Below are 21,193 nucleotides of genomic sequence, written 5' to 3'. Positions count from 1 at the left end.
ACGGCAAAATTTTTTACACTTCTATTACTTCTTTATCACACATAAGCAAAAAGCCAGGGCATGAAACAGCTGATGGCCGGCGCGGGCGTCGCCATCGTTGGCATGGTCCTCGTACCGCTGCTGTCCGGCCTGTTCACCGTCTGATCGTACCCCGCTGAAATCCTCGTCCCCTCCCGCGCACAGCGGGAGGGGCTGAAAGGAGGTTTGACACCGTATGGATTTCTTATTGGATGCCCTGACCAACTGGCTGAAAGAGATGCTGGTGGGCGGCATCATGGGAAACTTAACGGGGATGTTCGACAGTGTGAACCAGCAGGTCGCGGACATCGCCACGCAGGTGGGCCAGACCCCGCAGGGGTGGAACGGCAGCATTTTCAGTATGATCCAGAACCTTTCCAACTCCATCATGGTGCCGATTGCTGGCGTGATCCTGGCCATCGTGATGACGCTGGAGCTGATCCAGATGATTACCGACCGCAACAACCTGCATGATGTGGACACCTGGATGATCTTCAAATGGGTGTTCAAGTCCGCCGCCGCGATTTTGCTCGTCACCAACACCTGGAACCTCGTCATGGCCGTGTTCGATATGGCCCAAAGCGTGGTGGCCCAGGCGTCCGGCATCATCGGCTCGGACGCTTCCATCGACATCTCCGCTGTTATGACCGATATGGAGTCCCGGCTGATGGATATGGACCTGGGGCCGCTGTTCGGCCTGTGGTTCCAGTCGCTCTTTATCGGCATTACCATGTGGGCGCTGTATATCTGCATTTTCATCGTGATTTATGGCCGTACGATCGAAATTTACCTTGTCACGTCGGTGGCCCCCATCCCGATGGCGACCATGATGGGCAAGGAATGGGGCGGCATGGGCCAGAACTACCTGCGCAGCCTGCTGGCCCTGGGCTTCCAGGCGTTTTTGATTATCGTCTGCGTGGCGATCTACGCCGTGCTGGTGCAGAACATCGCCACCGAGGAGGACATCATCATGGCAATCTGGAGCTGCGTGGGCTACACCGTGCTGCTTTGCTTTACGCTGTTCAAGACCGGCAGCCTGTCCAAAGCCGTATTCAACGCACATTGACCCGGAGGGAGGGAATTTACCAATGGCTTATGTACCCGTACCCAAAGACCTGACGAAAGTCAAAACCAAGGTCGCGTTCAACTTAACCAAGAGGCAGCTTGTCTGCTTCGGCTGCGGGGCGCTCATCGGCGTGCCGCTTTTCTTTTTGCTCCGGGGGCCTGCTGGCAACAGCGTGGCGGCCATGTGCATGATGCTCGTCATGCTGCCCTTTTTCATGCTGGCGATGTATGAAAAACACGGCCAGCCCCTGGAAAAGATCATCGGCAACATCCTCAAGGTGGCCGTCATCCGGCCCAAGCAGCGCCCCTACCGCACCAACAACTTCTATGCCGTGTTGGAGCGGCAGGCAAATCTCGACAAGGAGGTGTATGACATTGTTCGCGGCAAAGACAAAGCGGCAGGCCGAACCGGCAGAGCCGCAGACCAAACCCCGGCGTAAGCTGACCCGCGCCGAACGCAAACAAATCGAGGCAGCGATTGCCCGCGCCAACCGCACGGGCAAAAAGGAGCGGTCCGCCCAGGACAGCATCCCCTATGAGCGGATGTGGCCGGACGGCATCTGCAAGGTGGCGGATGGCCGCTACACCAAGACCATTCAGTTCCAGGACATCAACTACCAGCTCAGCCAGAACGAGGACAAGACCGCCATCTTTGAAGGCTGGTGCGATTTCCTCAACTACTTCGACAGCTCCATCCGTTTCCAGTTGTCCTTTTTGAACCTGGCGGCGTCCCAGGAGACCTTCGCCAACAGCATTACCATCCCGGCCCAGGGGGATGACTTTGACCCCATCCGGGTGGAGTACACGCAGATGCTGCAAAACCAGCTGGCGCGGGGCAACAACGGCCTTATCAAGACCAAGTACCTGACCTTTTCCATCGAGGCCGACAGCATCCGCTCCGCCAAGCCCCGTCTGGAGCGCATCGAGACCGATGTGCTGAACAACTTTAAGCGGTTGGGCGTGGCCGCCGAGGTTCTGGACGGCAAAGCCCGGCTGGCCCAGCTTCACGCCATCTTCCACATGGACGAGCAGGCGCCCTTCCAGTTCGAGTGGGACTGGCTGGCTCCCAGCGGCCTTTCCACCAAGGACTTTATCGCGCCGTCCGGCTTCGAGTTCCGTACCGGCAAGCAGTTCCGCATGGGAAAGAAGTACGGGGCCGTCAGCTTCGTGCAGATTCTGGCCCCGGAGCTGAATGACCGTATGCTGGCGGACTTTCTCGATATGGAAAGTTCCCTCATTGTGAATCTGCACATCCAGTCGGTGGATCAGGTGAAGGCCATCAAGACGGTAAAGCGGAAAATCACCGACCTGGACCGCAGCAAGATCGAGGAACAGAAAAAGGCCGTCCGCGCCGGGTATGACATGGACATCATCCCGTCCGACCTTGCCACCTACGGGGCCGAGGCCAAGAAGCTGTTGCAGGACCTGCAAAGCCGCAACGAGCGGATGTTCCTGGTGACGTTCCTGGTGCTGAACACCGCCGACAATCCCCGCCAGCTGGGCAACAACATCTTCCAGGCCAGTTCCATCGCACAGAAGTACAACTGCCAGCTGACCCGGCTGGACTTCCAGCAGGAGGAAGGCTTGATGTCCTCTCTGCCGCTGGGGCTGAACCAGGTGGAAATTCAGCGGGGGCTGACTACCAGCTCTACCGCCATCTTCGTGCCGTTCACCACCCAAGAGCTTTTTCAGAACGGAAAAGAGGCGCTGTACTACGGCATCAACGCCCTGTCCAATAACCTCATCATGGTGGACCGCAAGCTGCTGAAAAACCCCAACGGCCTGATTCTGGGTACGCCCGGTTCCGGCAAGAGCTTTTCGGCCAAGCGCGAGATCGCCAACTGCTTCCTGCTGACTTCGGATGATGTCATTATCTGCGACCCGGAGGCCGAGTACGCGCCGCTGGTGGAGCGCCTGCACGGGCAGGTCATCAAAATCTCGCCCACCTCCACCAACTACATCAACCCGATGGACCTGAACCTGGACTATTCGGACGATGAAAGCCCGCTGTCGCTGAAGAGCGACTTCATCTTGTCGCTGTGCGAGCTGATCGTGGGCGGAAAGGACGGATTACAGCCGGTACAGAAAACCATCATTGACCGCTGTGTGCGGCTGGTCTATCAGGACTACCTCAACGATCCGCGCCCGGAGAATATGCCCATTCTGGAGGATTTATACGACCTGCTGCGGGCGCAGGATGAGAAAGAGGCGCAGTACATCGCCACGGCGCTGGAAATCTACGTCACCGGCTCCCTCAACGTGTTCAACCACCGCAGCAACGTGGACATCAACAACCGCATTGTTTGCTATGACATCAAGGAGCTGGGCAAGCAGCTGAAAAAGATCGGGATGCTGGTGGTGCAGGACCAGGTGTGGAACCGCGTCACCATCAACCGGGCGGCCCGTAAGTCCACCCGCTACTACATCGACGAGATGCACCTGCTGCTCAAAGAGGAACAGACCGCCGCCTATACGGTGGAGATTTGGAAGCGGTTCAGAAAGTGGGGCGGCATCCCGACCGGGATCACCCAGAACGTGAAGGACCTGCTTTCTTCCCGCGAGGTGGAGAACATCTTTGAAAACTCCGACTTCGTGTATATGCTCAACCAGGCGGGCGGCGACCGGCAGATTTTGGCCCGGCAGCTGGGCATTTCCCCGCACCAGCTGTCCTATGTGACCCACTCCGGCGAGGGCGAGGGGCTGCTGTTCTACGGCTCCACGATTCTGCCCTTTGTGGATCACTTCCCGAAAAACACCGAACTGTATCGCATTATGACGACCAAACCCCAGGAAATGAAGGAGGCTGATGGACGATGAAACCCGAAATTCTGCATAACGACCACATGATGTTTCTGGACCGGGCGCTGGAAACCCAGCGCACCGCGCTCCTGACGGCGATGGCGGACGCCGTTTCCGAGTGCCGCACGGCGGCGGATCAGGCCGCTGAACTGACCGAGACCGGCGAGACCGGCCTGCTGCGGCTGGTGGAGATTCTGTGCGCCGCCAAGGTCCAGCGCGGGCAGGCCGGTGAGACTGTGCTGGAGGGCACCGAGGTCCAGATTTTGGCCGACGTAGTGGCCCAGCTCTACGCCTGCCTGACCGAGTGCCGCTTCGTGGGTCCGCTGGGGCTGGCGGCCTATGCGGAGCTTTCCAGCATGGCGGCCTCCCTCATGCTGGGGGAATGGTTTGATTAAGGAACCGCGCCTGCGCTTCACGGAGGAAGAACGGGCGGACCCGGCGCTGGAAAAGCCCATCCGCAAGGCGGAGAAGGCCGCCGTCAAAGCGGACAAGGCGCAGGCAAAAATCCCGAAAAAGCAGGTCAAACGGGCCGAGGTGGACCCCAAGACCGGCAAGGTCACGACCAAGCTGGTGCTGGAGGATAAGCCCCGGCCGCCCTCCAAACTGTCCCATACAGTGCGGGACGCGCCGGGCAACGCAGTGGCGGGCAAGCTCCACCAGGAGATCCGCAAGACCGAGGACGGTAACGTGGGCGTGGAAAGCGCCCACAAGTCTGAGGAAGCCGTAGAGACCGGCGTGCATCTGGCGAGGGAGGGCTACCGCAGCCACAAACTGAAACCTTACCGCAAGGCCGCCCAGGCCGAGCGGAAGCTGGAAAAGGCCAACATCGAGGCGCTGTTCCAGAAGTCTGTCTATGAAAACCCTGCGGCAGCCAGCAACCCGCTGTCCCGCTGGCAGCAGAAACAGCAGATCAAGAAGCAGTACGCCGCCGCCAAACGGGCCGCACAGTCCGGCGGGAGCGCCGCCGGTGCCGCCCAAAAGACCGGCAAAGCGGCCAAGACGGTCAAGGAGAAAGCCCAGCAGGCCGGGGCCTATGTGATGCGCCATAAAAAGGGCTTTGGCATCGCCCTGGGCCTATTTTTAATCGTCTGCTTGCTGCTCAACACCATGTCCTCCTGCTCCATGATGGCGCAGAGCATCGGTTCGATGATCTCCGGCACCACCTACCCATCGGATGACCCGGAGCTGGTGGCGGTGGAGGCCAACTACGCCGCCAAGGAGGCCGCGCTGCAAGCCGAGATCGACAACATCGAGAGCAGCCACCCCGGCTATGACGAGTACCGCTATGACCTGGATATGATCGGCCACGACCCCCACGAGCTGGCGGCCTACCTGTCCGCTGTGCTGCAAGGCTACACGCGGGCAAGCGCCCAGGCGGAGCTGGAACGCATTTTCGCGGCCCAATACCAGCTGACGCTGACCGAGGAAGTGGAGGTGCGCTACCGCACCGAGACCCGGACAGACAGCGAGGGCAACGAGTATGACGTGGAAGTGCCCTACAACTACTACATCTTAAATGTGACCCTCACCAGCAAGCCCATCTCCTCCGTGGCGTTGGAGCTGCTGACGCCGGATCAGCTGGAAATGTACCAGGTGTACCGGCAGACGCTGGGCAACAAGCCCCTGATCTTCGGCGGCGGGTCCGCCGACACCAGCGATTCCGAGAGTTTGGCCGGTGTGGAGTTTGTCAACGGCACCCGGCCCGGCAATCAGGCGGTGGTGGACATCGCCAAAAGCCAGGTGGGCAACGTGGGCGGCCAGCCCTATTGGAGCTGGTACGGCTTTAATTCCCGCGTGGAGTGGTGCGCTTGCTTCGTGTCCTGGTGTTACGGCCAGATGGGCCTTTCCGAGCCGCGCTTTGCCGCCTGCCAGTCCCAGGGCATCCCCTGGTTCCAGTCGCACGGACAATGGGGCGGGCGGGATTACGCCAACATCGCCCCAGGCGACGCTATCTTCTTCGATTGGGACTTGGATGGCAGCGCCGACCATGTGGGCATCGTAGTGGGCACCGACGGCAGCCGGGTTTACACCGTAGAGGGTAATTCCGGCGACGCCTGCAAAATCAAGAGTTATTCCCTGACCTACGAGTGCATCAAGGGCTACGGCTTGATGAACTGGTGACAAATTTTTATGAAGAATAGGAGTGATTTGACTATGGCTAAAAACAAAATCGAGCGCATCGACCAGGAGATCGCCAAAACCCGCGAGAAGATCGCGGAACAGCAGGAAAAGCTGAAAGACCTGGAAGCGCAGAAAACCGAGGCGGAGAACCTGGAGATCGTCCAGATGGTCCGCGCCCTGCGTATGACCCCGGCCCAGCTGTCCGCCATGCTGTCTGGCGGCATGGTGCCCGGCCGGGCGGTGGGTTCTGCCAATCCCGAACAGGAGGAAATGACCCATGAAGAATAAAAAGATTTTCAGAACCTTTGCCGCCCTTTGCACCTGCCTGATGCTGATGGGCGGCTTCTCTGTGACCGCCTTTGCCCAGGGCACTGACCCTGCGCCCACGGCCACACCGGCGGCGGACGCCACCAACGACAGCAACGTGGTGGTGGAGGAAACCGAGGACAGCCCCGCCCTGACCCCGGAGGGCAACGCCGCCCTGGTGGATGACTTTGGCGGCAACAAGCAGCTCATCACCGTCACCACCAAGGCGGGTAACTATTTTTACATCCTCATTGACCGCGCCAACGAGGACAAGGAGACCGCCGTCCACTTCTTGAACCAGGTGGACGAGGCCGACCTGGAGGCGCTGATGGAGGACGGCGAGACGGCGGAGGAAACGCCCGCCGTCTGCAACTGCACGGAAAAGTGCGCCGCCGGTGCGGTGAATACGGCCTGCCCGGTGTGCGCCGTGAATATGGCAGAGTGTACGGGCCAGGAGCCGGAACCCACCCCTGACCCGGAAACAGAGCCGGAGCCGGAACAGGAACCGGCAGGGCTGAACCCGGCGATGCTGCTGGTGGTGCTGGCTGTGCTGGGCGGCATCGGTGCGCTGGTCTACTTCAAATTCATCAAGCAGAAGCCCAAGACCAAGGGCAGCGACAACCTGGATGATTACGACTACGGCGAGGACGATACCGAACAGGAGGACGAGGACCCTTGGGAGACCGAGGAATCTGACGAGCCGGAGGACGCCGGCGGGGGCGGCGATGAGGAAAGCGAGAACCCGGCCAAATGACCCGGTTCACCGACAGCCCTTATGAACCCATGATGACGCGCAGGCCGGAGGGCGGGAAGGCAGCTTCCCGTCCTCCCTCTTTATCTCCCGGCCCCCCCTGCTATGGCTGCGGAACCTACCGCCCCGGCCAGCCCTGCGTGGGCTTCTGCCACAAAGAACTGACTGCGTGGCTGCGCGAAAGGAGAAAAGCAAAATGAATTATTTTATCCAATTTCTCATTGTGTTCGACCTGATCTGCTTCGGCGTCTACTTTGGCGGCGACATCGTTTGCACGGCGCTCGCCAAGGTGCGCAAAAAGACAGACGAAGAAGAATTTGAAATCTACAAAGTGGAGGACGATACAGACACCTCCAAACCGGCGCTGTCCATCGACGCCATCCGCCACTTGTTCCGCGGCGAGGTCCACGATTTTGTCTGCAACAAACTTCTGCCCAGCGGGCAGGAAACCCTTTCCGCTCTGACCGAGCCGGAGCAGACAGCGGCCCGGTTCCTGTTCTGCGCCTTGATCGGCTATCTCAAAGAGGAAGCCCCGAAGGATGAGCAGAGCTTCCCGATGGTGATGGAGATGCTGAACTATGCCGAGGGCGCGAAAGAGGACGGCGACAAGGACGTGATCGACATTCTGATGGAGGAAACCGCCGCCCGGACACATCTGCGCGAGGAATATTTCAGCGATTACCGCCGTTACCAGCTCATGCAGGTGGATAAGACGCGGGTGCTGCTGGCCTGCCGTGTCATCATCAACGACCTGCTGGGAAAGCTGTACCGCTATGATTACAACGTCGGTTATGACTGCCTTCTGGACGATGGCAACAGCGTTTCCAGAAAACTGAAAAAATCCAACGAAGAAATGGAGGTAGAGGAAGATGCGATTGGTGATCGCTGAGAAGCCCTCTGTGGCAAAATCCCTGGCCGCCGTGCTGGGCGCTGCTACCCGCAAAGACGGCTACCTGGAGGGCGGCGGCTGGCTGGTGAGCTGGTGCCTGGGGCACCTGGCCGGGCTGGCGGACGCCGCCACCTACAACCCCGACTACGCCAAGTGGCGCTATGATGACCTGCCCATTTTGCCGGAGTCCTGGCGCTTCACCATCGCCAAAGACAAGCGGGATCAGTTCGATGTGCTGCGCACCCTGCTGCGGCGGGAGGACGTGACCGAGGTAGTCAACGCCTGCGACGCCGGGCGCGAGGGCGAGCTGATTTTCCGCACGGTCTACTGCCTGGCGGGCTGCCAGAAGCCCATGAAACGGCTGTGGATTTCCAGCATGGAGGATTCCGCCATCCGGGAGGGCTTTGCCAACCTGCGCCCCGGCGCGGACTATGACGGGCTGCACCAGGCGGCCCTCTGCCGGGCCAAGGCCGACTGGCTGGTGGGTATCAACGCCACCCGACTGTTCTCGGTGCTGTACCACCGCACCCTCAATATCGGGCGGGTCATGTCCCCGACGCTGGCCCTCATCGTCCAGCGGGAGGCAGAGATCGACGCCTTCAAGCCGGTGCCGTTCTATTCTGTGGCTCTGGACCTGCCCAGTTTTACCGCTGCCAGCGCCCGCATGGACAAAAAAGCCGATGCCGAACAGCTGAAAACTGCCTGCCAGGGCGGCACGGTGACGGTCAAGCAGATAGAGTGCAAGGCCAAAACCGAGAAGCCGCCCGCCCTCTATGACCTCACCACCCTCCAGCGGGACGCCAACCGCCTGCTGGGGTTCACGGCGCAGCAGACGTTGGACTATCTGCAAAACCTCTATGAAAAGAAGCTCTGCACCTATCCCCGGACGGACAGCCGTTACCTGACCTCCGATATGGCCGAGGGCCTGCCGGTGCTGGTGAATCTGGTCGCCAACGCCATGCCGTTCCGCAAAGGCATCGCCATCTCCTGCGATGTAGCAACGGTCATCAACGACAAGAAAGTGACCGACCACCATGCGGTGATCCCGACCCGGAACATCCGGGAGGCGGATCTGTCTGCTTTGCCAGTGGGGGAACGGGCCATTCTGGAGCTGGTGGCGCTGCGGCTGCTGTGTGCGGTGGCCCCGTCCTATATCTACGATGAAACTTCTGTCACGGTGGAGTGCGCCGGTGCGGAGTTTACCACCAAGGGCCGCACGGTGAAGCAATCCGGCTGGCGGGCGCTGGACACCGCCTACCGGGCCAGCATGAAAAATGTGGAGACGGACAAAGAGGCCGAGGACAAGGCCCTGCCAGAACTGACCGAGGGCCAGGAGCTGCCGGTCACGGGGGCCGCCGTCAAGGAGGGCAAGACCACCCCGCCCAAACATTTTTCAGAAGATACGCTTCTTGCCGCGATGGAGACCGCTGGTGCCAAAGATATGCCGGAGGATGCCGAACGTAAAGGGCTGGGCACCCCCGCCACCCGTGCCGGGATTTTGGAGAAGCTGGTGTCCACCGGCTTTCTGGAACGGAAAAAGAGTAAGAAAACCGTGCAGCTTTTGCCGTCCCACGACGCCATTTCCCTGATTACCGTCCTGCCGGAGCAGCTGCAATCCCCGCTACTGACTGCCGAATGGGAGTACCGGCTGGGCGAGATCGAGCGCGGCGAGCTGGCCCCGGAGGACTTCATGGCCGAGATCACCGCCATGCTGAAGGAGCTGGTGGGAACCTATCAGGTCATCAAGGGCAGCGAGTACCTGTTCACCCCGCCCCGCGAGGTGGTGGGCAAATGCCCCCGCTGCGGCGGTGAAATTGCAGAAATGCAAAAAGGCTTCTTCTGTCAGGACAAATCTTGCAAATTTGCGATCTGGAAGAACAACAACTGGTGGGCAGCGAAGCGCAAACAACCCACCAAGGCCATTGTGGCGGCGCTGCTCAAAGATGGCCGCGCCCATGTGACGGGGCTGTACTCTGAGAAAAGCGGCAAGACCTACGACGCCACCGTGGTGCTGGAAGATACCGGCCAGTACGTCAACTTCAAGCTGGACTTTGACCGGCAGAAAGGCGGCGGCAAATGAAACTGAGTTTGTATGAACAGGAAACGATTATCCTCTACAACCAGGCCGAGGCCACCGCCGAGGTCTATTCCCACGACCCGCGCCTGCTGGAAAAGCTGCGGCGGCTGGCGGAAAAATACCCGGACCAGATCGTGAAAAAGGACCGTCAGACCTTTACGGTGCCCAAACGCTGCGTGTCGGTGCGGGAGCCGTACAGCGCCGAGCGCCGCAAGGCCGCCAGCGAACGGGCCAAGGCTGCTGGGTACAAACCGCCCGTCCCCAAAGCGGGCGGCAAGTGAGCATGGGCGAGAGCGTCTTTGAAGTCGTAAAACAGTCCGTCACCGCCAGAGAGGCGGCGGAGCTTTACGGCATCGCGGTGGGGCGCGGCGGCATGGCCTGCTGCCCCTTCCACGATGACCGCCACCCCAGCATGAAGGTGGACGCCCGTTTCCACTGTTTTGGCTGCGGAGCAGACGGCGATGTGATCGACTTCACCGCCCGGCTCTATGACCTGTCCCCCAAGGAGGCCGCCGAAAAGCTGGCCCAGGATTTTGGCCTTTCCTATGACAGCAAGGCCCCGCCCCGGCGAAGTTATGTCCGGCAAAAATCCGAGGCGCAGGCGCGGAAAGAAAAACGGGAACACGGCTGGCGTGTCCTGACGGACTACTACCACTTGCTCCGAAAATGGGAGGCCGACTATTCCCCCAAGACGCCGGACGAGGACCCACACCCGCGCTTTTTGGAGGCCATCCAGAAAAAAGATTACATGGGCTATCTGCTGGACACCTTCCTCGACAGCAGCACCGAGGAACAGGACCAGTGGATCGCAGAACACACCGCTGAAATTTCGGCCATAGGGAGGAGAGTGAACATCATGGCTGACAAACCTACCAACCGGGAACGGTTGCAGCAAATCACGGCGGGCATTGAACAGGGTATCAAGGAGCTGTTCGAGAGCGAAAAGTATATGCGCTACCTGTCCGTGATGTCCCGTTTCCACCGCTACTCCGTCAACAACACCATGCTCATTTATATGCAGAAGCCGGACGCCACGCTGGTGGCCGGGTACAACAAGTGGAAAAATCAGTTTGAGCGCCATGTAAAAAAGGGTGAGCATGGTATTACCATCATCGCGCCCACGCCGTTCAAGAAAAAGATCGAGGAACAGAAGCTGGACCCGGACACCAAGGCCCCCATCCTGGACGCAGAGGGCAAGGCGGTCATGGAGGAACGGGAAGTTGAGATTCCCATGTTCCGTCCGGTGAAGGTGTTCGATGTAAGCCAGACAGACGGGAAACCGCTGCCGGAGCTGGCGTCCTCCCTGTCCGGGAACGTCCAGAACTACGAGGCTTTCATGGAAGCCCTGCGCCGGTCCGCGCCGGTGCCGCTTTCTGTGGAGCCGATGGCCGCCAACATGGACGGGTATTTCTCGCCGGACCAGCAGCGCATCGCCATCCGAGCAGGCATGAGCGAGGTACAGACCGTTTCCGCCGCCGTCCATGAGATCGCCCACAGCAAGCTGCACAACTACGCCAAGGCACAGGAGGAAGCGGCCAGGGCCGGTGACAAGGAGCCGCCCAAGAAGAAAGACCGCAACACCGAGGAGGTGGAGGCCGAGAGCATTTCCTACGCGGTTTGCCAGTATTACGGTATCCAGACCGGCGAGAACAGCTTCGGCTATATCGCCAACTGGAGCCAGGGTAAGGAGCTGCCGGAGTTGCGGGCCAGTTTAGAGACCATCAACAAGGCAGCCGGGGAACTGATCGCGGACATTGACCGGCATTATAAGGTTATCTGCAAGGAGCGCGGTATTGACCTGGCCGCCCAGTCGGAACAGACAGTGCCGCAGCAGGAAGCCGCATCGGAGGCGGAGGTCCCCATGCAGGCTCCCGCCCGCCATGCTTACAAGCTCCACAGCAATTTTGAGCGTACCTCACCGGCAGACAGTACCTATATCCAGGAATATACCGTTGCGGATGATTTATCCCTTATCCCCGGAGAGGTACTTTATGCGGGAACCTATGACGAGTGTGTAAAACTGCACAACGCCCTTCAAGATGGCAGTATGACGGCTGAGCAGGTCAAGGCCCAGGCGCAGGCGGAAAAGCTCTATGAGTTGGACGGACGGCTGTACCTCCACGTCCAGCCCTGTGACGGCGGTTATGACTACACTATCTACGACAAGGGCACAATGCGGGCATTGGACGGCGGCCAGCTGGACGCCCCGGAGCTGCCCCTGTCCACCGCCGCGCTGAAAATCTGCGAGATGCACGACATGGGCGGCCAATCCATTCAGTATGCGCCGCTGTCCATGATCGAAACTTTGCAGGAGGCGGCTGTCCAGCAGATGCAGGCAGCGGCCCAGGCCGCCGCCCCGGAAACTACCATGCTGCCGGACGCCCCGGAGCAGCACCTGGACGAGTACCCCATGCCGGACCCCACGCTGACCCAGGACGATTTGGAAAAGAGCGGCTATCTGGACGGGGACCTTCTGCCCCTCTCCAAAGAGCGGGCCTATGAGCTGATGGAGCGCGACCTGACCGTTTATATCGTCCAGCAGGGTGAGAATCCGGCGATGGCTTTTGATACCACCGACCTGGACGCCTACGACGGGATCTTCGCCGTCACCCGCGAGGAATGGGAGGAAAGCCCGGCTTTCGATGCTCAGGTCAAGGAGCGCATGGACCACCAGCAGGAACGGGAGCAGGCGTTCCTCGATCACAAGGGCGACTGCTTCGCTATTTATCAGGTGAAGCACACCGACGAGTTGCGGGACATCCGCTATGAGGGGCTGGAATGGCTCAAGTCCATCGGGCAGACGGCGCAGCGGGACAACTACGATCTAGTCTACACCGCGCCGCTGCTGCCCTCCGATTTGAAGGGCGATACTGCCGAACAGCTTTTTTACCGCTTCAACAATGAACACCCCGCCGACTACCGTCACCCGTCCATGAGCGTCAGCGACATCGTTGCCATCAAGCGGGACGGCAAGGTATCCTGTCACTACTGCGACAGCTTCGGCTTTGCCGAGGTTCCCGGCTTCCTGCCGGACAACCCGCTGAAAAATGCGGAAATGGCCGTGGAGGATGACTACGGCATGATCGACGGCATTCTCAACAACGGCCAGCGGCAGCCGCCCCAACGGGAGTTGCCGGAAAAACGGAAGTCCGTTGTGGAGCAGCTGAAAAGCCAGCCCAAACCCGAACATAAAAAGACAGCGCCCAAAAAGAGCGCGGAAAGGGAGATCTGATATGAACGCTTTGACTTTTGAGGAAACCAACCTGCTGTGCATCTACAACCCCGGCACCCGCCAGGGGGCCATCGAGGCCCTGACCGAGATGCGCGGCCACTTGCAGGCGGACGAGGACGAGCTGCTGGCCCTGACCGACAGTACCCTCGCCAAGCTGCGCGCCATGACCGACGCCGAGTTTGACGAGCTGGAGCTGTACCCGGATTTTGATGAATAACACACTGTTTTGACCCGCAGGGCGGCCACCGTGCCGCCCTGCTTTTATATAAGACCAGGAAGGAGGACAGAATCCCATGCCAACCAAAGCAGAACAATACGCGCAGATGGCCGACCAGGTGGCGCGGCAGCTCACCGGCAGCTGGCAGGAGTGGGCGGGCTTTCTCACCACCGCCGCCCGCCTCTACAAATATCCGTTCCATGAACAGCTGATGATCTACGCCCAGCGCCCGGACGCTACCGCCTGCGCCGAGTACGACCTGTGGAACAACCGCATGGGCCGGTATGTGCGGCGCGGGTCCAAGGGCATCGCCCTGGTGGATGATTCCGGGGACCGGCCCCGACTGCGGTATGTATTCGACATTTCCGACACCGGCACCCGTGAACACTCCCGCACCCCCTGGCTGTGGACGATGAACGAGGAACACACCGCGCCGGTCATGGCGATGCTGGAACGCAACTATGATGTGAGCGGCGGCGACCTGGCCCAGCAGCTGGCCGATGTGGCCGCCAAGCTGGCGGAGGAATACTGGGCCGACCACCGGCGGGATATTCTCCCTATCGTTGACGGTTCCTTTTTGGAAGAGTACGATGAGTACAACATCGAAGTCCAGTTCAAATCCACCGCCGCTGTCAGCATCACCTATGCCCTGATGTCCCGCTGTGGGCTGGAGCCGGAGCAGTATTTCAGCCATGAGGATTTCATGGCGATCTTCGACTTCAACACCCCCGCCACCGTGGGGGCGCTGGGCACGGCGGTCAGCCAGATAAACCAGCAGGTACTGCGGCAGATCGGCGTCACCATCCAGAACTATGAGCGCGCCAAGGGCGCGGAAAGGAGTGCCACACATGGAAAACAACCTGACTTACACGAGGAACGGCGATTACCTGATCCCCGACCTGAAGCTGTCCGAACAGCCGGAGAAGCCCCTGGGCAAGTACGGCAGGATGCGCAAAGCGTACCTGAAGGAACACCGGCCCATCCTCTACAACCAGCTGCTGATGAGCGAGAAGCTGTACCCGCACCTTCGGGAGATCGACGAGACCGCGAACAGCCGTCTGGAGCAGATGATGCCCCGGCTGGCGGAGGCAGCGGGCGCGACGGAGCAGCTGAAAGCCAGCGACCCCATGCAGTGGGTGGGCCTGATGAACACCTGCAAGGCCCAGGCGGAGGAGATCCTGCTGGCGGAACTTATCAACAGCTGACCTTAAACCTGTTCCTCTCCGAAGCGGAACAAATCCATAAAATCGACGAAGCAGAGAGTGTGAAAACGCCCTCTGCTTTTTCTATGCCCAAACCCGCTGCGCAGGCGGAACCTGTGCGCCGGGCGCTGACCCAGGCGGAGATCGACGCCGCCATCCAGGAATGGAACGGCAATATTGAAAGTAAGCACGCGGTTGTCCGCTACATGAAGGACCATGCCCGTGAAAAGGATACCGCCGCCTGGCTGCGGCAGGAGTACGGCGATGATCTCCCGGCCCTGCCTGTGACGGTGGACGGCGCGGCGGGCGACGTGCCCTGGCCCAAGGTGCAGCGCCGGATCGTCCAGCTCATCAAGGAAGATCGGTTCTACACCGAGGCGGAGCAGGACCGATTTGACAACATCGACTCCATCGCCATCCGGGAGGCCCTGGCCGAGCGCGGCATCGTGAACGGCCAGGTGGTGGACCCGGAAAAGCTGGACAGTGATCCATTCATCCGGCAGGTCATGCGGGATGTGGAGGCCGTCGCAACCGAGGAACAGGCCGAGGCAGCGGCAAAGCCGCCTGTGCCGGACTTATCCGGCCAGCCCGTCACCCGCGAGGGCGACACCCTCACCATTGGCAGCGGCGAACCCACCCATGAGATCGACATCACGGTGTCGGACGAGGAATATGCCGCCATCCGGGGCACCATCCCGGAGCGCACCGCCTACGATCCGTCCGCCCCGGTTTACAATGTGGGCAATACCGTCTATCTGGATGACCGCGCCCATCAAATTACCGAACTGCGGGAGGATACGGTGCAGCTGCTGCCCACCGGCATGAGCTATCCCATCTACCGGGTCGAGAGCCGGGAGCGGTTCGAGCAGCTTTTGCGGGCAGACAACCGCAACGACTTCTACACCGAGTTCCTGCCCGTCAACCCTGACACGGCGGACCAGGACCTGCGGGACGTGCTGGCCCACGGCCTGATCGGCGCGCCGAACAAGGCGGAGCTTTCCGAACTGCTGCGCACCGGCAAGAGCAACCGGGAGGTCGCCCTGTGGCTGAGCCGGGCCTATCCTGACATCATCGAGACGATGGAGCTGGAGACCGGCGATACCGCCGACTACCGAACCATACCCGAAGGCATCGAGCTGGAAGTGCTGGACGCGGACGAGAAGCGACTGGCCATGCTGTTCTTCCGCTGGGATGAGGTTGCACCGCTGCTGCGCGGGCTATATGCCCGCCAGCTGGACGGCTTTGTGCAGGAGCAGGATGAACCGTATATGGAAGCCCCTGCCGCCGTGGAAGAACCTGCCGAAACCGCCAAGCCCATTGAAGAAGCTGCTGAGGCACCGGCGTTCCACTCCGAGACGGTGGCCGTCTACCCCGGTGACAAAAACGGACTTCCCTATGACGTGGTGGTGGAACGGCTGCACGTTGACCGGCCGGAACCCACGCCGCCTGAACCGACGCCGGACACGCAGCCGGAGGAAAAGCCGGATCACCCGGTCGCCATCCCGGTGAACGGTGAGTGGCAGACTTTCCCCAACCAGAGGGCAGCCGAACAGGCGGCCTATCAGGAGTACCGGGACAACCTGCGCCGCAACGCCGAGAACTTCCGCATCACCGACGACCATCTGGGCGAGGGCGGCCCCAAGGCCAAGTACCAGGCCAATGTGGCGGCGATCAAGCTGCTGAAATATCTGGAAGAGACCACCGGGCAGGCCACGCCGGAACAGCAGGAGGTATTGTCCCGCTATGTGGGCTGGGGCGGCGTGGCGGATGCCTTTGACCCGGACAAACCCGCGTGGGCCGCTGAGTATGCGGAGCTGAAGGAACTGCTGACCCCGGAGGAATACACGGCTGCTCGCGCCTCTACCCTCAACGCCCACTACACCAGCCCTACTGTGATTCGCGCCATCTACGACGCGGTAGAACAGATGGGCTTCCGCACCGGCAACATTCTGGAACCGTCCTGCGGTGTGGGCAATTTCTTCGGGATGCTGCCGGAGAGCATGGCCGGGAGCCGTCTGTACGGCGTGGAACTGGACAGCATTTCCGGGCGCATTGCCAGGCAGCTCTACCCCAAGGCCGACATCACCGTGGCGGGCTTCGAGACCACCGACCGGCGGGACTTCTATGACCTTGCCATCGGTAACGTCCCTTTCGGCCAGTACCAGGTGAACGACAAAGCCTACAACAAGCTGGGCTTCAACATCCACAACTACTTTTTTGCCAAGGCGCTGGACCAGGTGCGCCCCGGCGGCGTGGTGGCCTTTGTCACCAGCCGCTACACAATGGACGCCAAGGATTCCACCGTGCGCCGGTATCTGGCCCAGCGGGCCGAGCTGCTGGGGGCGATCCGCCTGCCCAACAACGCTTTCCGCGCCAATGCCGGGACCGATGTGGTGTCCGACATCCTGTTTCTGCAAAAGCGGGACCGCCCGCTGGACATCGCCCCGGACTGGACCCAAACCGGCCGGACCGAGGAAGGCTTCACGGTCAACCAGTATTTTCTGGATCACCCGGAGATGGTGCTGGGGCGGCCCACCGCCGAAAGCACCCAATACGGCAAACAGGATTACACCGTGGCCCCCATCGAGGGGCTGGAGCTGGCCGATCAGCTGCACGATGCCGTGAAGTACATTCGCGGCACCTACCAGGAGGCCGCGCTGCCGGAGCTGGGCGAGGGCGAGGACATCGACGAATCCCTCCCGGCTGACCCCAATGTGAAGAACTACTCCTACACGGTGGTGGACGGCGCGGTGTACTTCCGGGAAAACAGCCGCATGGTGCGCCCCGACCTGAACGCCACCGCCGAGGCCCGCGTCAAAGGGCTGGTGGGGCTGCGGGATTGTGTGCAGCGGCTCATCGACCTGGAGATGGACGCCGCCGCGCCGGATGCCGACATCCGGGCGCAGATAGCCGAACTGAACCGCCGCTATGACGATTTTTCCGCCAAGTACGGACTTATCAATGACCGGGCGAACCGGCTGGCCTTTGCCGATGACAGCAGCTATTACCTGCTCTGTGCCCTGGAGGTGCTGGACGAGGATGGCCGGTTGGAGCGCAAGGCAGATATGTTCACCAAACGCACGATCAAGCCACATGAGGCCGTCACCACCGTAGACACCGCCTCCGAGGCCCTGGCGGTCTCCATTTCTGAAAAAGCCTGCGTGGATATGGCCTACATGGAACAGCTCACCGGCAAAACCGGCGAAGAATTGGCTGACGAGCTGCGCGGTGTCATCTTCCGTGTACCGGGCCAGACTGAGCCGGACGGAACGCCCCATTATGTGACCGCCGATGAATACCTCTCCGGCAACGTGCGCCGGAAGCTGCGCCAGGCCCAGCGGGCGGCGGAGCAGGACCCGGCCTTTGCGGTCAACGTGGAGGCCCTGACCGCTGCCCAGCCCAAAGACCTGGACGCTTCCGAGATCGAGGTGCGGTTGGGTGCGACGTGGATCGACAAGGAGTACATCCAGCAATTCATGTACGAGACCTTCGACACGCCTTTTTACCTCCAGCGCAGCATTGAAGTCCACTACACCCCCTTTACGGCGGAATGGCAGATCTCCGGCAAAAATGTCGTGGGGCAAAACAACGTGGCCGCCTATTCGACCTACGGGACCAGCCGCGCCAACGCCTATAAAATCCTCGAAGATTCCCTCAATCTGCGGGATGTGCGTATCTACGACACCGTGGAGGACGCGGACGGCAAGGAACGCCGGGTGCTGAACGCCAAGGAAACCACCCTGGCCGCCCAAAAGCAGCAGGCCATCCGGGATGCTTTCCGCGACTGGATTTGGCGCGACCCGGAACGTCGGCAGGCGCTGGTGCGCCAGTACAATGAGGAAATGAACGCCACCCGCCCCCGCGAATATGATGGCAGCCACATTGTTTTTGGCGGCATGAACCCGGCCATCACCCTGCGGGAACACCAGAAAAACGCCATCGCCCATGTGCTGTACGGCGGCAACACGCTGTTGGCCCATGAGGTGGGCGCGGGCAAGACGTTTGAAATGGTAGGGGCCGCGATGGAGGCCAAACGGCTGGGGCTGTGCCAAAAGAGCTTATTCGTGGTGCCCAACCACCTGACCGAACAGTGGGCTTCGGAGTTCCTGCGTCTGTACCCGTCCGCGAACATCCTGGTGACAACCAAAAAGGACTTCGAGAAGCACAACCGCAAGAAGTTCTGTGCCCGTATTGCCACCGGCGACTACGACGCCATCATCATGGGTCACTCCCAGTTCGAGAAAATCCCCATCAGCAAGGAACGCCAGGAGCGGCTGCTGCATGAGCAGATTTGGGAAATCACCGAGGGTATCGCCGAGGTGGAGGCCAGCGGCGGGGAACGGTTCACCGTCAAGCAGCTGGAACGCACGAAAAAGTCTTTGGAGGCGCGGCTGGAAAAGCTGCAAGCCGAGGACCGCAAGGACGATGTGGTGACGTTTGAACAGCTGGGCGTGGACCGGCTCTTTGTGGACGAGGCGCACAATTATAAAAACCTGTTCCTCTATACAAAAATGCGGAATGTGGCGGGCCTTTCCACTACGGACGCGCAGAAATCCAGCGATATGTTTGCCAAGTGCCGGTACATGGATGAAATCACAGGCGGGCGCGGTGTAGTTTTTGCCACCGGCACGCCGGTTTCCAACAGCATGACCGAGCTTTACACCATGCAGCGGTATCTCCAATATGACCGGCTGCAAGAGCTGGGCATGGCGCACTTTGACTGCTGGGCCAGCCGCTTCGGGGAGACAGTGACCGCTTTGGAGCTTGCCCCGGAAGGGACCGGCTACCGGGCGCGGACCCGCTTCTCCAAGTTCTTCAACCTGCCGGAGCTGATGAACCTGTTCAAAGAGGTGGCAGACATCAAGACCGCCGACCAGCTCCATCTTCCCACCCCGGAGGTAGAATATCACAACATCGTGGCCCAGCCCACCGAACAGCAGCAGGAAATGGTGAAGGCGCTCTCGGAACGCGCTTCCCTGGTACACAGCGGCACGGTGGACCCGTCCCAGGACAATATGCTCAAGATCACCAGCGACGGGCGCAAGCTGGGGCTGGACCAACGGATCATCAACCAGCTGCTGCCGGATGAGCCGGGCACCAAGGTCAATCAATGCGTGGACAATATCATGCAGATTTGGCGGGACGGCGAGGCCGACAAGCTGACCCAGCTGGTGTTCTGCGACATCTCCACGCCCCAGGCCCGGCCTGCCAAAAAGGTAGCGAAGGCGCTGGACAACCCGACCCTCCACGCTTTGGAGGACGCGGTGCCGCTGGACGAGCCGGAACCGGCCTTTACGGTCTACGAGGACATCCGGCAGAAGCTCATCGCTAAAGGTGTGCCCGCCGAGCAGATTGCCTTTATCCATGAGGCCAACACCGAGGTGCGCAAAAAGGAGCTGTTCTCCAAGGTCCGCACCGGCCAGGTGCGCGTCCTGCTGGGCAGCACGGCCAAGATGGGTGCAGGCACCAACGTGCAGGATCGCCTGGTGGCGCTGCATGACCTGGACTGCCCGTGGCGGCCCGGCGACCTGGCCCAGCGAAAGGGCCGCATTGAGCGCCAAGGCAACCAGAACGAGACTGTCCATGTGTACCGCTATGTCACTGAGGGGACGTTTGACGCCTACCTCTGGCAGACGGTGGAAAACAAACAGAAATTCATCAGCCAGATTATGACCTCCAAATCGCCGGTGCGAAGCTGCGACGATGTGGACGAAACCGCGCTGTCCTTTGCCGAGATCAAGGCGCTGTGCGCCGGGGACCCGCGCATCAAGGAACGCATGGACCTGGATGTGGACGTGGCGCGGTTAAAGCTGATGAAGGCCGACCACCAGAGCAAGCAGTACCGCCTGGAGGACCAGCTGCTCAAAACCTTCCCGGAGGAGATCGAGAAAAACAAGGGCTTTATCGCCGGGCTGGAAGCGGATATGGCGACCCTGGCCGCTCATCCTCACCCGGAGGACGGCTTTGCCGGGATGGAAGTCCGTGGCGACACCCTCACCGACAAGGAGAACGCCGGTGCGGCGCTGCTGGACGCCTGCAAGGAGGTCAAAGGGGCCGACCCGGTGCCGGTGGGCAGTTACCGGGGCTTCACTATGTCGGTGTCGTTTGACGCTTTCCGGCAGGAGTATATGCTCCTGCTGAAAGGCCAGATGACCCACCGGGCGACGCTGGGCACAGACCCCCGTGGAAATCTAACCCGTATCGACAATGCGCTCAGTCAGATGCCCCAGCGGCTGGAAGCGGTGAAGAACCAGCTGGACAACCTCTACCAGCAGCAGGCCGCCGCCAAGGCAGAGGTGGGTAAGCCCTTCCCACAGGAGCAGGAGCTGCGGGACAAATCCGCCCGGCTGGCCGAGCTGGATGTACTGCTGAACATGGACGGCCGGGGCCGCCCTGCGCCGGAGGCGGTGCTTGCCAAGAGCAGCCGCCCCTCGGTGCTGGAGGGTCTGAAACGCCCGGTGCCGCCGCGCTGCCCCGAAAAGAAACCCAAACACCACGAACAGGAGGTGCGATAAC

At 60.8% G+C, this 21,193-nt stretch carries 13 protein-coding genes and 1 pseudogene; all 14 read left to right on the top strand.

Annotated features, from left to right (window positions below):
* Positions 1-45 precede the first annotated feature (45 nt).
* Positions 46-144, top strand: a pseudogene (locus tag JCM17207_RS13785) (Maff2 family mobile element protein); the annotation flags it as partial.
* A 70-nt stretch (positions 145-214) separates the two neighbouring features.
* On the top strand, positions 215-1,084 hold the full coding sequence (locus JCM17207_RS05120; RefSeq protein WP_002576349.1) for a VirB6/TrbL-like conjugal transfer protein, CD1112 family: 870 nt from the start codon (positions 215-217) through the stop codon (positions 1,082-1,084).
* 22 nt (positions 1,085-1,106) lie between these two features.
* Positions 1,107-1,523 (top strand): PrgI family protein, encoded by a 417-nt coding sequence (locus JCM17207_RS05115; protein WP_007045884.1) that lies wholly within the window; start codon positions 1,107-1,109, stop codon positions 1,521-1,523.
* Complete coding sequence (locus JCM17207_RS05110; RefSeq protein WP_002576348.1) at positions 1,453-3,900, top strand: VirB4-like conjugal transfer ATPase, CD1110 family; 2,448 nt, start codon at positions 1,453-1,455, stop codon at positions 3,898-3,900. Before JCM17207_RS05115 ends, JCM17207_RS05110 begins: the two co-directional genes overlap by 71 nt.
* The gene (locus JCM17207_RS05105) at positions 3,897-4,277 is read left to right on the top strand and encodes a DUF3851 domain-containing protein (RefSeq protein ID WP_002576347.1); all 381 of its coding nucleotides are present in this window, start codon (positions 3,897-3,899) and stop codon (positions 4,275-4,277) included. The genes JCM17207_RS05110 and JCM17207_RS05105 overlap by 4 nt, the downstream gene beginning before the upstream one ends.
* A complete protein-coding gene (locus JCM17207_RS05100) occupies positions 4,270-6,003 on the top strand; it encodes a C40 family peptidase (RefSeq protein WP_002576346.1) in 1,734 nt (577 codons plus the stop codon). The genes JCM17207_RS05105 and JCM17207_RS05100 overlap by 8 nt, the downstream gene beginning before the upstream one ends.
* A 33-nt stretch (positions 6,004-6,036) precedes the next feature.
* Entirely contained in the window at positions 6,037-6,291 is a 255-nt protein-coding gene (locus JCM17207_RS05095; protein WP_002576345.1) for a DUF4315 family protein, read from the top strand.
* Positions 6,281-7,063, top strand: coding sequence for a DUF4366 domain-containing protein (locus JCM17207_RS05090; protein ID WP_002576344.1), 783 nt, complete (start codon positions 6,281-6,283; stop codon positions 7,061-7,063). Before JCM17207_RS05095 ends, JCM17207_RS05090 begins: the two co-directional genes overlap by 11 nt.
* 193 nt (positions 7,064-7,256) lie before the next feature.
* Entirely contained in the window at positions 7,257-7,949 is a 693-nt protein-coding gene (locus JCM17207_RS05080; RefSeq protein WP_002576343.1) for a hypothetical protein, read from the top strand.
* Positions 7,930-10,029: a type IA DNA topoisomerase gene (locus JCM17207_RS05075; protein WP_237967058.1), complete on the top strand. Its 2,100-nt coding sequence runs from the start codon at positions 7,930-7,932 to the stop codon at positions 10,027-10,029. The genes JCM17207_RS05080 and JCM17207_RS05075 overlap by 20 nt, the downstream gene beginning before the upstream one ends.
* Entirely contained in the window at positions 10,026-10,307 is a 282-nt protein-coding gene (locus tag JCM17207_RS05070) for a hypothetical protein (protein ID WP_054334841.1), read from the top strand. Before JCM17207_RS05075 ends, JCM17207_RS05070 begins: the two co-directional genes overlap by 4 nt.
* 2 nt (positions 10,308-10,309) lie before the next feature.
* Entirely contained in the window at positions 10,310-13,258 is a 2,949-nt protein-coding gene (locus tag JCM17207_RS05065) for an LPD16 domain-containing protein (protein WP_238316562.1), read from the top strand.
* Position 13,259: 1 nt separating this feature from the next.
* Positions 13,260-13,475: a transposon-transfer assisting family protein gene (locus JCM17207_RS05060; RefSeq protein WP_002576339.1), complete on the top strand. Its 216-nt coding sequence runs from the start codon at positions 13,260-13,262 to the stop codon at positions 13,473-13,475.
* A 76-nt stretch (positions 13,476-13,551) separates the two neighbouring features.
* Complete coding sequence (locus JCM17207_RS05050) at positions 13,552-21,192, top strand: helicase-like domain-containing protein (protein WP_444979635.1); 7,641 nt, start codon at positions 13,552-13,554, stop codon at positions 21,190-21,192.
* The last annotated feature ends 1 nt before the right edge of the window (position 21,193 follow it).

Origin of the sequence: Faecalibacterium gallinarum (genome assembly GCF_022180365.1) — a bacterium.
GTDB lineage: Bacteria > Bacillota > Clostridia > Oscillospirales > Ruminococcaceae > Faecalibacterium > Faecalibacterium gallinarum.
Note: the sequence above shows the minus strand (reverse complement) of the source record. Positions and strands in the feature narration are given on the sequence as shown.